Genomic DNA, 12,869 nt, shown 5'->3' with positions numbered 1-12,869 from the left:
CGAGGGCAAGAGTAAACGCGACATCATCCGCTGCCTGAAACGCTACGTGATCCGCGAGGTCTACCACCTCGTCAAGACCGACCCGCGAACAGGCGAAGTCATGAGTTGACAACTATAGGAGCATCAACGCTCTGGCTGAGACGGTGAACGGGTATTACAAGGCCGAGCTCGTCCGCGGACCCGCCCGATCCGGGCCATGGAAGACGGTCGAAGACCTCGAACTCGCAACGCTCGGATGGGTGCACTGGCACAACACGCAGCGCCTCCACGGCTATCTCGGCGACGTCCCGCCTGCCGAGTTCGAGAACGCGTTCTATGCTGTCCCCAACGACCACAATCTACTGGTCGGAATCAAATAGCGCGAGTCTCCATCAGACCCAGGGCGCTTCAGATCGCGCACCCCGGCCCGGCGGCACCGCACGCGATCGTCGGTCCAGGACTTCGGCAGATAGAGGGCGCGGTCGATCAGGGTGTGCCCGCCCGCGCCGGCGTAGGTCATGCACACCGCGATCTGGCAGTTCTCGATGCGTCCAGCGGTACCGGTGTATTGGCGCTGCACGCCGACGGTGGCGGTGCCCTTCTTCAGGTCGCCGGTCTCGTCGACGACCAGAATCGCGTCGTCGGCGCCGAAGGCCTCCACTGCGATGTCGCGGACATCGGCCATCACGTTGTTGTCGTCCCATCGGGCACGAGAGAGCAAGTGCTGCAATCGATCCGGTGTGTTGTGTCCGCAGTGCTCGGCCAGGGTCCAGCAGTTTTTCGATTCCAGATCCGACATCAGCCCCAGCACCAGCGCCCCAGCGTTACGGGCTGGTTCGGTCCTGGAGAAGTGTCGCTGGACACGGGCAATCAACTCGTCCAGACGCTCTCGCCACAGGTCATCGTCTACCCTCGAAACCGCGGCTGTCGTTGGTGTCATCGTTGTCTTCACAAACCGCGATCATGCCGCGGCAGCCGCTCCCACCAGCGTAAACACGCCGTAAGTCACCGCCAGCCGCTATCTACGGCTGTAGTACTAGAACCACCTGGACCGGGTATCGGGGGCCTGCCAGCGCCTACAGCGCTTCCAGCTGTCGCCTCAATTCGACGCGATAGCGTTCCACGTTCGCGGTCTTGATGCTCTCGTAGCCGCGGACCATGTCGGGCAGGTCGGCGACGGCGGTTGCCGCGGCCACGCGTTCGGGTGACGGATACGTCCCGAGCGCGGCGAGCAACTCGTCCACCGCGCTGCGGTATTCGTCGATCAACGCCCGCTCCATCCGGCGCACCTCGGCCCGGCCGAACGGGTCGAGGCGGGTCCCGCGAAGACGCTTCATCTTCGCCAGCGTGTGTAGAGCCGGATCGGCCCACGCACCCAGCGAGATCTTCTTCTTCATGCCCATCTCACGGAGCATCGGCGGGTGCAGTCGGACGGCGACCGTCGCGTCGTCGCCGAACTCCTCGGCGATCGTCGCGGCGAACGCGGCGTCGTCGGTGAGACGAGCCACCTCGTACTCGTCCTTGTACGCCATCAGCTTGTACAGGTTCCGGGCGACGGCGGCCGTCAGGTCGTCGCCATGACCTGCGTCGTGGACACGCCTCACCACCGACAACCAGGTTCTCGCATACGTCTCGCTCTGGTAGGCGATCAGCTCGTCGTAGCGGCGCTCGACGACGGTGGATAGCTCGTCGCCGCGGCCCTTCAGGCTCGATGCGGCGCGTTCGGCTGCCGTGCTCGGCGCGTACGTCGGCACAGGTGCGCGGACCGACGCGACGGCGGCGACGACCTCGTCAGGGGCGGCGACGGCCTGGCGTCCCCGCCGGAACGCCTGCACGTTGGCGTCGACAGCGACTCCGTTCAGCTCGATCGCCCGCTCGATCGACTCTGCCGACAGCAGCAGCGAACCGGTCTGGAACGCGGCGCCCACCATCAGCGTGTTCGCGTACTGCTCGTCGTCGAACAGATCATCGGAGAGTTCGCCCGCGTTCAGGTACACCGACCGGGCGACGTGGTCGTCGATGGCGGACCGGACCGCGAGGGCTTCGGGGAACGTCACCGACGTGTCGATCACCATCGAGCCGGTCGGCACCGTCGTCGTCGACACGACGGCGACTGTCTTCGCGGTCGACGCGACCTTCAAGTTCACCGGGTCGGCTCCGACGAGCTGGTCGCATGCGAGGTAGACGTCGCAGTCTCCGGAGGCGACCTTGGCGGCCTGCTCGACCGGCTCGGACGACACCTTGATGTCGCTGACCACGGCACCGCCCTTCTGCGCGAGGCCGGTCATGTCGACGGTGCGCGCGGAGAGTCCGTCGAGCGTCGCGGCGGTGGCAAGGATCTGCGACACCGTCACCACGCCCGTGCCGCCGATTCCAGTGACGCGGATGGTGAAATCGCCGCTCGGCGTCGATGTGCGGGTGGGGGCGGCGACATCCGAAGCGGCGATCGGCGCGACGCGGCCGCGTGCCCGGCTCGTACCCGGAGTGACGGTGACGAACGCGGGACAGTCGCCGTCCAGGCACGAGAAGTCGAGGTTGCACGAACTCTGGTCGATCTGGGTCTTGCGGCCGAACTCGGTCTGTACGGGGTGCACGGACAGACAGTTCGACTTCGCGCCGCAGTCGCCGCAGCCTTCGCAGATCCGCTCGTTGATCATCACCCGCTGTTTCGGCGTCGCGAACTGGCTGTTCGAGTCGTCGCCACCGCGACGGCGCTTACGGCGCTTCTCGGCGGCACAGTGCTGGTCGTGGACGAGGACTGTCACGCCCGCGACCTCGGCGAGTTCGCGCTGCACGTCGATCATGTCGTCGCGGTGGCGCACCTCGACCCCCGCGGGTAGGCCGAGCGCCTTGGTGCGCGACGGATCGTCAGACGTGACGACCACCTTCGCGACCCGCTCGGCCTGCAACAACGCGAGCATCTGGGGGAGACTCATCTGGCCGACCGGATCCTGGCCGCCGGTCATCGCGACGGTGCCGTTGAACAGCAGTTTGTAGGTGATGTTCTCGCCGGACGCGACGGCCGCGCGCAGCGCGAGCGACCCCGAGTGCATGAACGTGCCGTCACCGATGTTCTGCACGAAGTGCTTCTCGTCGATGAACGGGGCCATGCCGAGCCACTGCGCGCCCTCGCCGCCCATCTGGGTGACGCCTGCGACGTCGCCGACTTGCTCGGGTTCCATCAGCAGCACCATGGCGTGGCAGCCGATCCCTGCTCCGACGATGGTCGTGGTGTCTTCCGGCACCTTCGTGGATCGGTTGTGCGGACACCCGGAACAGAAGTATGGGGTGCGGACCGCGAGCGGCAGCAGAATGCGGTCGTGAGTGGCGTTCTTCTTGTCCAGCCATCGCCGCGCCGACTCCACGCCGTGGCAGGTCGCCAGCCGGTTCGCGAGACCGCGCGAGACGGCGTCGACATCGAGTTCCCCGAATCGGGAGAACAGCGTGGAGCCGTCCTCGTTGGCCTTGCCGACGATCGCTGGGGCGTCGCCTCGGCGGAAAAGGATGTCGCGCATCATCGTCTCGATGAAGTCACGCTTCTCCTCGACCACGATCACCTCGTCGAGGCCTGCGATGAACCGGTCGAGGACGCTCCGCTCGATCGGGTACACCATGCCGAGTTTGAGGATGCGGATTCCGAGGCGTCCGAGGTCATCGTCGGTGATGCCGATCAGCCGCAGCGATTCGCGGACATCCAGATAGGTCTTGCCTGCGGCGACGATCCCGATCCGGTCGTCTCCGGTCGACGCGGTGATCCGGTTGAGGCCATTGAGCCGGGCGTACTCGGTGGCACGAGGCAACCGTGTGGTGAGCTGATTCTGTTCGAGTTCCATGAGACTTGGGCCGAGGAGTCGGCCGGACGGCACGTGTGGACTGGTGCCGAGGCCGCCGTAGTCGACGGCGAACCGATCGAGGTCGACGACGGCGGTGGACGCTCCGTCGGCGACATGCGCAGAGATCTTCAACGACGTCCACAGTCCTGACACCCGGCTCATCAGCGCGGCGTGGACGCCGAAGTCGAGGATGTCGGCGCTGTCGGCGGGGTAGAGGATCGGCATGTACAGGTCGGCCAACGCCATCTCGGACGCGCACGGGATCGTCGAACTCTTGGCGCCGGGATCGTCGCCGACGAGCGCGACCGCTCCGCCTGCCGGGTGGGTGCCGACCATGTTCGCGTGGCGCAGCGCGTCGGTTGCGCGGTCGAGGCCAGGCGCCTTGCCGTACCAGTACCCGACCACGCCGTCGCGCACGACGCCGGACGCATCGGCCGACAGGGTGCCGACTCTGGCGGCGAGCTGCGAACCCATGACGGACGTGGCCCCGATTTCTTCGTTGAGTCCGGGGCGGTGCGTGATGTCCCACGGGGCGAGGAGTGCGGTGCGTCGACCGATCTCCAGGTCGTACCCGGCGAGCGGCGAGCCCTCGTAGCCGGAGATGAACGATCCCGTCCGGAGGCCGTTCCGGCGGTCGATGACCGCCCGGTCGCGGACCATGCGGACCAGGGCCTGGATACCGGTCAAGTAGATGCTTCCCGCCTCGCGCGTGTAGCGGTCGTCGAGGGAGAAGGGTGCGGGAGCGCTCCGTGAATCGGAGCGTGTCCGGGCACGGTCGTCTGCGACGGTCATGGGTTCACCAGGCCTTTGCGTATCGGCTGCGACCGGCGTCCGGGGTGCTGGAGGCGCGGGCTCAGCATGTGTGTGCGGCCGCGAAGGGTGTTGCGGCCTGTACCTCACGATAACGGACTCTGTGATCGCCGTCACGGTCGGTGGAACAATCGGGGGTAAGCCCTGGCGTACGCGCCGGGTGTCGCGTACCTTCTAGTTCAGTTAATGACCAATAACCGAAAGGGTGGGCATGGTCTCCGATCACGAGGTCTCGACGAAGCCGGTCCCGAACACGGCAGGCGAACCCGGCCCGCACGGGCATCGCGAGCACGTCGCGCGGCTGCGCGAACGACTGTCCGTCGCCGCCCAAGGCGGCGGTGTCAAGGCTCGCGACCGACACGTCGGGCGCGGCAAGCTGCTGGTCCGGGACCGGATCGACGCGCTCATCGACCCGGGCACCGCGTTCCTGGAGGTGGCGCCGCTCGCCGCGTTCGACATGTACGACGGCAAGGCGCCCAGCGCGGGAGTCGTCGCGGGTATCGGGCGGATCCACGGGCGCGAATGCATGATCGTCGCCAACGACGCGACGGTCTCCGGGGGCACCTATTACCCGGTCACCGTCAAGAAGCATCTGCGCGCTCAGGAAATCGCCGCCGACAACCGGCTGCCGTGCATCTATCTCGTCGACTCGGGTGGGGCGATGCTCCTCAACCAGGACGAGGTGTTCCCCGATCGAGACCACTTCGGGCGCATCTTCTACAACCAGGCGACGATGAGCGCTGCCGGGATCCCGCAGATCTCCGCGGTGCTCGGATCGTCGACCGCAGGCGGAGCGTACGTCCCTGCGATGAGCGACGAGAACGTGATCGTCCGCAACCAGGGCACCATTTTCCTCGCGGGTCCGCCGCTGGTGAAGGCGGCGACCGGCGAAGACGTGAGTGCCGAAGACCTCGGCGGCGGCACCATGCACAGTTCGGTCTCCGGCGTCACCGACCACCTCGTCGACAACGACGAGCAGGCGCTGGCCAAGGTCCGCGAGATCGTGAAGACGTTCGGTCCGCGCGTCGCCGCGCAGTGGGAGACGTCGCCGACCGTGGCGCCGAAGCGTGCGCAGACCGACCTTTACGACGTGGTCCCCACCGATCCGAAGGTCCCGTACGACGTCCGGGAAGTGATCGGGATCCTCGCCGACGGCGGCGAGTTCTCCGAGTTCAAAGCGAACTACGGGACGACCCTGGTGACGGCGTTCGCGATGGTGCACGGACACCCGGTCGGGTTCATCGCCAACAACGGTGTGCTGTTCAGCGAGTCGGCGCTCAAAGGCGCGCATTTCATCGAACTGTGCGATCAGCGCCGAATCCCGCTGATCTTCCTGCAAAACATCACCGGCTTCATGGTCGGACGCGAGTACGAGCAGGGCGGCATCGCCAAGAACGGCGCCAAGATGGTCAACGCGGTCGCCTGCGCATCGGTCCCCAAACTGACGGTGATGATCGGCGGCTCGTTCGGTGCGGGCAACTACTCGATGTGCGGTCGCGCCTACTCGCCGCGATTTCTCTGGTCGTGGCCCAACGCGCGTATCTCGGTGATGGGCGGACCGCAGGCCGCCGACACGCTCGCAACGGTTCGCCGAGCGGGCGTCGAACGGTCGGGCGGAGAGTGGTCGATCGACGACGAAGAACAGTTCAAGGCACCCATCCGCGAACAGTTCGAGCGACAGTCGGACGCCTACTACTCGACGGCGCGACTCTGGGACGACGGGATCATCGACCCCGCCGACACCCGTACCGTCCTCGGCCTCGCTCTCGAAGCATGCCGCCACTCGCCGCTGCCGCAGCCCGGCTACGGCGTCTTCCGGATGTGATCGCGCAGATGCGAGAGACCAGATCGATCGACCAGCCGCACAGGGCTCGCTCGCTCCGCGAGCGGAAAGGACGCCTCCAGTGAAGACCATCCGTAAAGTTCTCGTGGCCAACCGCGGCGAGATCGCTGTTCGCGTCATCGACACGCTCGACGCGATGGGCATCGAATCGGTGGCCGTCTACTCCGACGCCGACGTCGACGCGCCGCACGTGCTCGCCGCGGGCGAAGCTGTCCGCCTCGGCCCCGCGCAGGCGTCGCTGAGCTACCTCGACATCGAGAAGGTGATCGCCGCCGCGAAGGCGACCGGGGCGGACGCAGTCCACCCCGGATACGGTTTCCTGTCGGAGAACCAGGCGTTCGCTGCCGCGCTGACCGATGCCGACATCGTGTTCGTCGGCCCGCCGCAGGAATCGATCGCGACGATGGGCGACAAGATCACCGCACGCGCCGCGGTCACCGCCCGGGGTGTGCCCGTCGTTCCCGGACTGTCCCGTCCCGGTCTGACCGACGAGGACCTCGTCGCAGCCGCGCCGGACATCGGCTTCCCGGTCCTGATCAAGCCGAGTGCGGGTGGCGGCGGTAAGGGGATGCACCGCGTCGACGACCTCGCCGATCTGCCCGAAGCGCTCGCGACCGCGCGCCGCGAGGCATCAGCCGCATTCGGCGACGACTCGCTGTTCCTCGAACACTTCGTCCTCACCCCGCGGCACATTGAGGTGCAGGTTCTCGCCGACACGCACGGCAACGTCGTGCACCTCGGCGAACGGGAGTGTTCGCTGCAGCGACGCCACCAGAAGGTCATCGAAGAGGCTCCGTCGGCGCTGCTCGACGAGGCGACTCGCGCCCGTATCGGTCAGGCGGCCTGCGACGCCGCCCGCAGCGTCGGCTATACGGGGGCGGGCACCGTCGAGTTCATCGTGTCCGCGGTCGCGCCCGAGGACTTCTTCTTCATGGAGATGAACACCCGCCTGCAGGTGGAGCATCCGGTCACCGAACTGGTCACCGGCCTCGACCTCGTCGAACAGCAGGTGCGCATCGCGCGCGGCGAGGAACTCGCGTTCGGCCAGGACGACGTGACCCTCGCCGGACACGCGATGGAGGCGCGCGTGTACGCCGAGGACCCGGCCGCCGGGTTCCTACCGACCGGCGGTGAGATCACCGACCTCGTCTGGCCTGCCGGATCGGAGCGGGCGACGTCCACCCGGTCGGTGCGCATCGACGCCGGTGTCCGCGCGGGCAGCGTCGTCGGCAGCGACTACGACCCGATGCTCGCGAAGGTCATCGTGCACGGCGCCGACCGCGACGAGGCCGTGTACCGGCTCGACGAGGCGCTGGCGCAGACCCGCCTGATCGGCGTCGTCACCAACATCGACTTCTGTCGGCATGTCCTCGCCCAGCCCGCCGTGCAGTCTGCGGACCTCGACACCGAACTGCTCGACCGGCTCGTCGTCGACTACACCGCACCGATCCCGCCGCCCGAAGCGCTCACCGCGGCCGCGCTCGGCGTCCTCGACCTGGGCACACCCGACGACCTGTGGTCGAGTGCGCTGGGCTTCCGGATCGGCGCTCCGTCGCCGTATGTGTCGCGGCTGTCGGTCGACGGAAACCACCACACGGTGACGGCCGCTCTGCGGTCGGCTCCGGACGCGCGGTCCCTCGACGCCGACGTCACCGTCTCGTCGGACGATCAGTCGTGGAGCGCGCACGTCGTCGTCGCGCCGCGCCCCGACGGTTCGATCGGCCTCTCCGCTGACGGAGTGCAGCAGCGGTGGACGGTCCGCGCGGACGTCGACGGTCGACGATGGGTCGCAGGCAACGCCGGAACATGGCAGGTCACACCGCTCAAATCCCTCACCGACGCCGACGCCGACGACGCCGTGGGAGACGTGGTCAGCCCCATGCCGGGGACCGTCGTCGCAGTCCCCGGCGTCGACGGCGACACTGTGCAGGCAGGCGCGCCGCTCGTCGTCGTCGAAGCCATGAAGATGGAGCACACGCTTCGCGCGCCGGTCGACGGCGTCGCCACCGTCTCGGTGCGCGTCGGCGACAAGGTGGCCGCCGCGGCGCTGCTCGCCCACGTCGCAGCCGCTGACGAGAACTCGAACTGACCCCGCCGATCTCTGCAAGGATTCGAACATGGAATTGACCCAGGAATACTCCGACCTCGTCGACAGCGTGCGCGACTTCGCGCAAGGCGTCGTCGCCCCGGTCTCGGCCCGACATGACCGGGACAAGACGTTCCCGTACGAGGTGGTCGACCAGATGGGCCAGATGGGCCTGTTCGGTCTGCCGTTCTCCGAAGAGTTCGGCGGAATGGGCGGCGATTACTTCGCCCTCGCACTCGCGTTGGAAGAGCTCGGGAAGGTCGACCAGTCGGTCGCCATCACCCTCGAGGCCGGAGTGAGTCTCGGCGCGATGCCGATCTACCGGTTCGGCACGCGCGAACAGAAGGAACGCTGGCTTCCCGACCTCTTGCAGGCCAAGCGTCTCGCCGGCTTCGGGCTCACCGAACCCGGCGCCGGATCGGATGCGGGAGCCACCGCGACCACCGCCCGCGAAGACGGCGACGAGTACGTCATCAACGGCGCCAAACAATTCATCACGAACTCGGGCACCGACATCACCTCACTGGTGACGGTCACCGCCGTCACCGGTGAGAAGCCGGGCGGCGGCAAGGAGATCTCCACGATCATCGTGCCGTCGGGCACCCCGGGATTCGTCGCCGAGCCCGCATACGACAAGGTCGGCTGGCACGCCTCGGACACCCACCCGTTGAGCTTCACCGACGCTCGCGTGCCGCAGGAGAACCTCCTCGGCGAGCGTGGCCGCGGCTACGCGAACTTCCTGGCGATCCTCGACGAGGGGCGCATCGCGATCGCCGGGCTGGCGACCGGTGTCGCGCAGGGCTGCGTCGACGAGTGCGTCAAGTACGCGAGCGAACGTCGATCGTTCGGCAAACCCATCGCCGAATACCAGTCGGTGTCGTTCGCGATCGCTCGGATGGAGACACGGGCTCACGTCGCCCGGATGGCCTACTACGACGCTGCGGCGAAGATGCTCGCCGGAAAGCCCTTCAAGAAGGAGGCGTCCATCGCCAAATTGGTGTCCAGCGAGGCGGCGATGGACAACGCACGAATGGCCACCCAGATCCACGGCGGGTACGGATTCATGAACGAGTACCTCGTGTCCCGACACTATCGGGACTCCAAGATCCTCGAAGTCGGTGAAGGCACCACCGAGGTGCAACTGATGCTCATCGCCCGTTCGTTGGGACTGCCCTCATGACCGGTGACGCCAGGCGCATAACGCAGCGCGGCCTCTGGTTCGAGGAGTTCGAGATCGGGGCCGTCTACGCGCACAGTCCCGGCCGCACCGTCACCGAAGCGGACAACGTCCTCTTCACGACGTTGACCATGAACACGCAGGCGCTCCACCTCGACGCCGCATGGTCGGCCGAGCAGCCGGGCTTCGGCGGCCAGCGGCTCATCAACTCGATGTTCACCTTGTCGACGATCGTCGGTCTGTCGGTGTCGCAGCTGACTCAGGGGACGCTCGTGGCGAACCTCGGATTCAGCGACATCGCGTTCCCGTCGCCCCTGTTCGCCGGCGACACCCTGTACGCGGAGACCGAGTGCACCGGCAAGCGGGCCTCGTCGTCGCGGCCGGGAGAGGGCATCGTGAATATCACGCACATCGGCCGGAACCAGGACGGTGTGATCGTTGCCAAGGCGTCGCGCGCGACGCTCGTCCGACTCGCTCCCGAGGAGAACTGACACCTATGACCGTCGAATCCTGGATTCCCGCCGGGCCCGCACTCCTGTTCTGCCCCGCCGACCGGCCGGAGCGCTACCTGAAGGCGCTCGACCGCGCCGACATGGTGATCCTCGACCTCGAGGATGCCGTCGCACCGAGTAACAAGCAGGCGGCCAGAGACGCACTCGTCGGCAACCCGGTGCATCCTGACCGGGTGATCGTGCGGATCAATGCGGCGGGCACCGACGACCACGAACTCGACCTTGCCGCCGTCAGCCAGACCCAGTACCGACTGGTGATGCAGGCTAAGACTGAGGATCCCGCCCAGATCAGCGCCCATGGGCTGCCGACGATCGCGCTCATCGAGACACCGATGGGCGCGATGCGCACCGAGGAGATCGTCGCCGCCCCGAACTGTGTCGGATTGATGTGGGGCGCCGAAGATCTCGTCGCCGGACTCGGCGGATCGTCGAGCCGCTTCGGTGGCGGCGAGCCCGATGCCGGCCAGTACCGGGATCTCCCACGATATGTGCGTGCACGTGTCCGGCTGGCCGCGGGCGCCTACCAGAAGGCCGCGATCGACGCGATCCACGCCGACATCGACGACACCGCCGGGCTGGCCGCCGAAGTTCGCGACGCCGTCGCTCTCGGATACTCCGCCACCGCCTGCATCCATCCGTCGCAGGCCCCGCACATCCGTGAGGCGTACGCCCCGTCGCCCGAACGCGTCGAGTGGGCGCGACAGGTGCTCGACGGCGCTGCCGCCCACGACGGCGGGGTCTTCGCCCTCGACGGCGAGATGGTCGACGGCCCCATCATCGCCCAGGCTCGCGCCACCCTCGCGCGGGCAGGCGAACGTCCCACCGACTGACTGATCGACCGACCCCAGACCGTCCGAGCCCCGGAGGAACAATGTCCGACCCGACGTACACCGCAACCGACTCGTACAGCCGGGGGGAGGTCGAGCCCGCGCTGCTCACCGACACGATCGGCAGCGTGCTCGCACAGACCGCGGCGCGCGTCCCCGACTCGATCGCCTTGATCGACGCCGCGGTCGACCGGCAGTGGACGTACGCCGAGTTCCGGCGCGACGTCCGGGCGCTCGCGGCCGGTCTGCTGCGATTGGGCTGTGCGCCGGGCGACCGTGTCGGCTTGTGGTCGCCGAACCGGTTCGAATGGGTGCTCACCCAGTTCGCTGCCGCCGAAGTCGGAGTGATCCTCGTGGTGATCAACCCGTCGTATCGGCGTCACGAACTCGCGTATGTGCTCGCGCAGTCGGGTACGTCACTGGTGCTCGCCGCCGAGAAGTTCCGAGACTCCGAGTATGCGCAGATGCTCGCCGACGTCCGCGACCAGACACCCGACCTGCGCGAGGTGGTGCTGTTCGAGTCGACGGAGTTCGCCGGTCTGCTCGCCGAGCCGGCCGCCGACGAACTGGCGGCGGTCGACGACATCGCGGCCGGACTGTCCGCATCGGATCCGATCAATATCCAGTACACGTCGGGCACCACCGGATCGCCGAAGGGGGTCACGCTCTCGCACACGAACATCGGCAACAACGGATATCTCGTCGGCGAACTCGTCGACTACACCGAGGCCGACCGGATCTGTCTGCCGGTGCCGTTCTACCACTGCTTCGGCATGGTGATGGGCAACCTCGCGGCGACCTCGCACGGGGCGGCCATGGTGGTCCCCGGCCCGGCCTTCGACCCGCAGACGGCGCTGGCTGCGGTCGAGAAGTACCGCTGCACCAGCCTCTACGGAGTGCCGACGATGTTCATCGCCGAACTGGCGTTGCTCGATACCGGCGCCGAGTTCGATCTGTCGTCCTTGCGGACGGGCATCATGGCGGGGTCGCCGTGCCCGGAGACGGTGATGCGGCGGGTGATCGACGAGATGAACATGGCACAGGTCTCGATCTGTTACGGCATGACCGAGACGAGTCCGGTGTCGACGCAGACTCGCACCGATGACCCGACGGACCTGCGTGTGGCGACTGTCGGCCGGGTGGGGCCGCACTTGGAGATCAAGATTGTCGACCCGTTGACCGGCGACGTTCTGCCGCGCGGTGAGACCGGCGAGTTCTGTACGCGCGGTTACTCGGTGATGCAGGGTTATTGGAACGAGCCGGAGAAGACCGCGGATGCGATCGACGCCGGCGGCTGGATGCATTCCGGCGACCTCGGCGTGATGGGCGACGACGGCTACGTCCGGATCACCGGCCGGATCAAGGACATGGTGATCCGCGGCGGCGAGAACATCTATCCCCGCGAGATCGAAGAATTCCTGTACACGCACCCGGACGTCGTCGACGCCCAGGTGATCGGAGTCCCCGATGAGAAGTACGGCGAGGAACTGATGGCGTGGATCCGCCTCCGTGACGGCGCAGCGCCGCTTGACGTCGACGCTCTCCGCGAATTCGCGACCGGCCACATCTCCCGCCACAAGATCCCCAAATACGTCACCATCGTCGACGAGTTCCCGATGACGGTCACCGGCAAGGTCCGCAAGGTCGAGATGCGCGCCAAGTCGATCGAGATGCTGGGGTTGAGCTAACCGCGTTACGCGTTCTCCGCGTCGAACACCGACCGCGCGACTTTCATCGCCGACAGCGCGGCGGGCCACGCCCGGCCGGTTCCATGCGGGGTCCCACACGTGCTCGGTGACGTA

General features: G+C 67.3%; 7 protein-coding genes and 2 pseudogenes. 7 read left to right on the top strand and 2 right to left on the bottom strand.

Annotated elements, in window-relative coordinates:
* Nucleotides 1-125: 125 nt before the first annotated feature.
* Nucleotides 126-359 (top strand): annotated as a pseudogene (locus tag L5G28_RS19010) (integrase core domain-containing protein); the annotation flags it as partial.
* 38 nt (nt 360-397) lie between these two features.
* On the opposite strand, the pseudogene L5G28_RS19005 reads toward L5G28_RS19010, so the two are convergent.
* Together L5G28_RS19005 and L5G28_RS19000 are read right to left on the bottom strand one after the other, a co-directional pair.
* Nucleotides 398-850: pseudogene (locus L5G28_RS19005) on the bottom strand (IS701 family transposase); the annotation flags it as partial.
* 205 nt (nt 851-1,055) lie between these two features.
* Nucleotides 1,056-4,604, bottom strand: coding sequence for an indolepyruvate ferredoxin oxidoreductase family protein (locus L5G28_RS19000; RefSeq protein WP_237002885.1), 3,549 nt, complete (start codon nt 4,602-4,604; stop codon nt 1,056-1,058).
* A gap of 229 nt (nt 4,605-4,833) precedes the next feature.
* Between L5G28_RS19000 and L5G28_RS18995 the strand changes: the two genes are divergently transcribed.
* From L5G28_RS18995 to L5G28_RS18970, 6 genes are all read left to right on the top strand, one after another.
* Complete coding sequence (locus L5G28_RS18995; protein ID WP_237002884.1) at nt 4,834-6,447, top strand: carboxyl transferase domain-containing protein; 1,614 nt, start codon at nt 4,834-4,836, stop codon at nt 6,445-6,447.
* A 79-nt stretch (nt 6,448-6,526) separates the two neighbouring features.
* Nucleotides 6,527-8,554 carry an acetyl/propionyl/methylcrotonyl-CoA carboxylase subunit alpha gene (locus L5G28_RS18990; protein ID WP_237002883.1) on the top strand — a complete coding sequence of 676 codons (2,028 nt, stop codon included), beginning with the start codon at nt 6,527-6,529 and terminating at the stop codon, nt 8,552-8,554.
* Nucleotides 8,555-8,582: 28 nt separating this feature from the next.
* The gene (locus L5G28_RS18985; protein WP_236999025.1) at nt 8,583-9,731 is read left to right on the top strand and encodes an acyl-CoA dehydrogenase family protein; all 1,149 of its coding nucleotides are present in this window, start codon (nt 8,583-8,585) and stop codon (nt 9,729-9,731) included.
* The gene (locus L5G28_RS18980; protein ID WP_237002882.1) at nt 9,728-10,219 is read left to right on the top strand and encodes a MaoC family dehydratase; all 492 of its coding nucleotides are present in this window, start codon (nt 9,728-9,730) and stop codon (nt 10,217-10,219) included. The genes L5G28_RS18985 and L5G28_RS18980 overlap by 4 nt, the downstream gene beginning before the upstream one ends.
* Before the next feature lie 5 nt (nt 10,220-10,224).
* The gene (locus L5G28_RS18975; protein WP_237002881.1) at nt 10,225-11,070 is read left to right on the top strand and encodes an HpcH/HpaI aldolase/citrate lyase family protein; all 846 of its coding nucleotides are present in this window, start codon (nt 10,225-10,227) and stop codon (nt 11,068-11,070) included.
* A gap of 41 nt (nt 11,071-11,111) precedes the next feature.
* On the top strand, nt 11,112-12,755 hold the full coding sequence (locus tag L5G28_RS18970) for an AMP-binding protein (RefSeq protein ID WP_237002880.1): 1,644 nt from the start codon (nt 11,112-11,114) through the stop codon (nt 12,753-12,755).
* Nucleotides 12,756-12,869: the final 114 nt, after the last annotated feature.

It is taken from the genome of Gordonia liuliyuniae (assembly GCF_021739025.1).
Classification (GTDB): Bacteria; Actinomycetota; Actinomycetes; order Mycobacteriales; family Mycobacteriaceae; genus Gordonia; species Gordonia liuliyuniae.
The sequence above is the reverse complement of the archived record's forward strand: the minus strand, read 5'-3'. Positions and strand labels throughout refer to the sequence as shown.

Excerpts from the sequence above, each read along its gene's own strand:
- L5G28_RS18985 (WP_236999025.1), top strand. The coding sequence starts at position 8,583 with ATGGAATTGACCCAGGAATACTCCGACCTCGTCGACAGCGTGCGCGAC.
- L5G28_RS19000 (WP_237002885.1), bottom strand. The coding sequence starts at position 4,604 with ATGACCGTCGCAGACGACCGTGCCCGGACACGCTCCGATTCACGGAGC.
- L5G28_RS18975 (WP_237002881.1), top strand. The coding sequence starts at position 10,225 with ATGACCGTCGAATCCTGGATTCCCGCCGGGCCCGCACTCCTGTTCTGC.
- L5G28_RS18980 (WP_237002882.1), top strand. The coding sequence starts at position 9,728 with ATGACCGGTGACGCCAGGCGCATAACGCAGCGCGGCCTCTGGTTCGAG.
- L5G28_RS18970 (WP_237002880.1), top strand. The coding sequence starts at position 11,112 with ATGTCCGACCCGACGTACACCGCAACCGACTCGTACAGCCGGGGGGAG.
- L5G28_RS18995 (WP_237002884.1), top strand. The coding sequence starts at position 4,834 with ATGGTCTCCGATCACGAGGTCTCGACGAAGCCGGTCCCGAACACGGCA.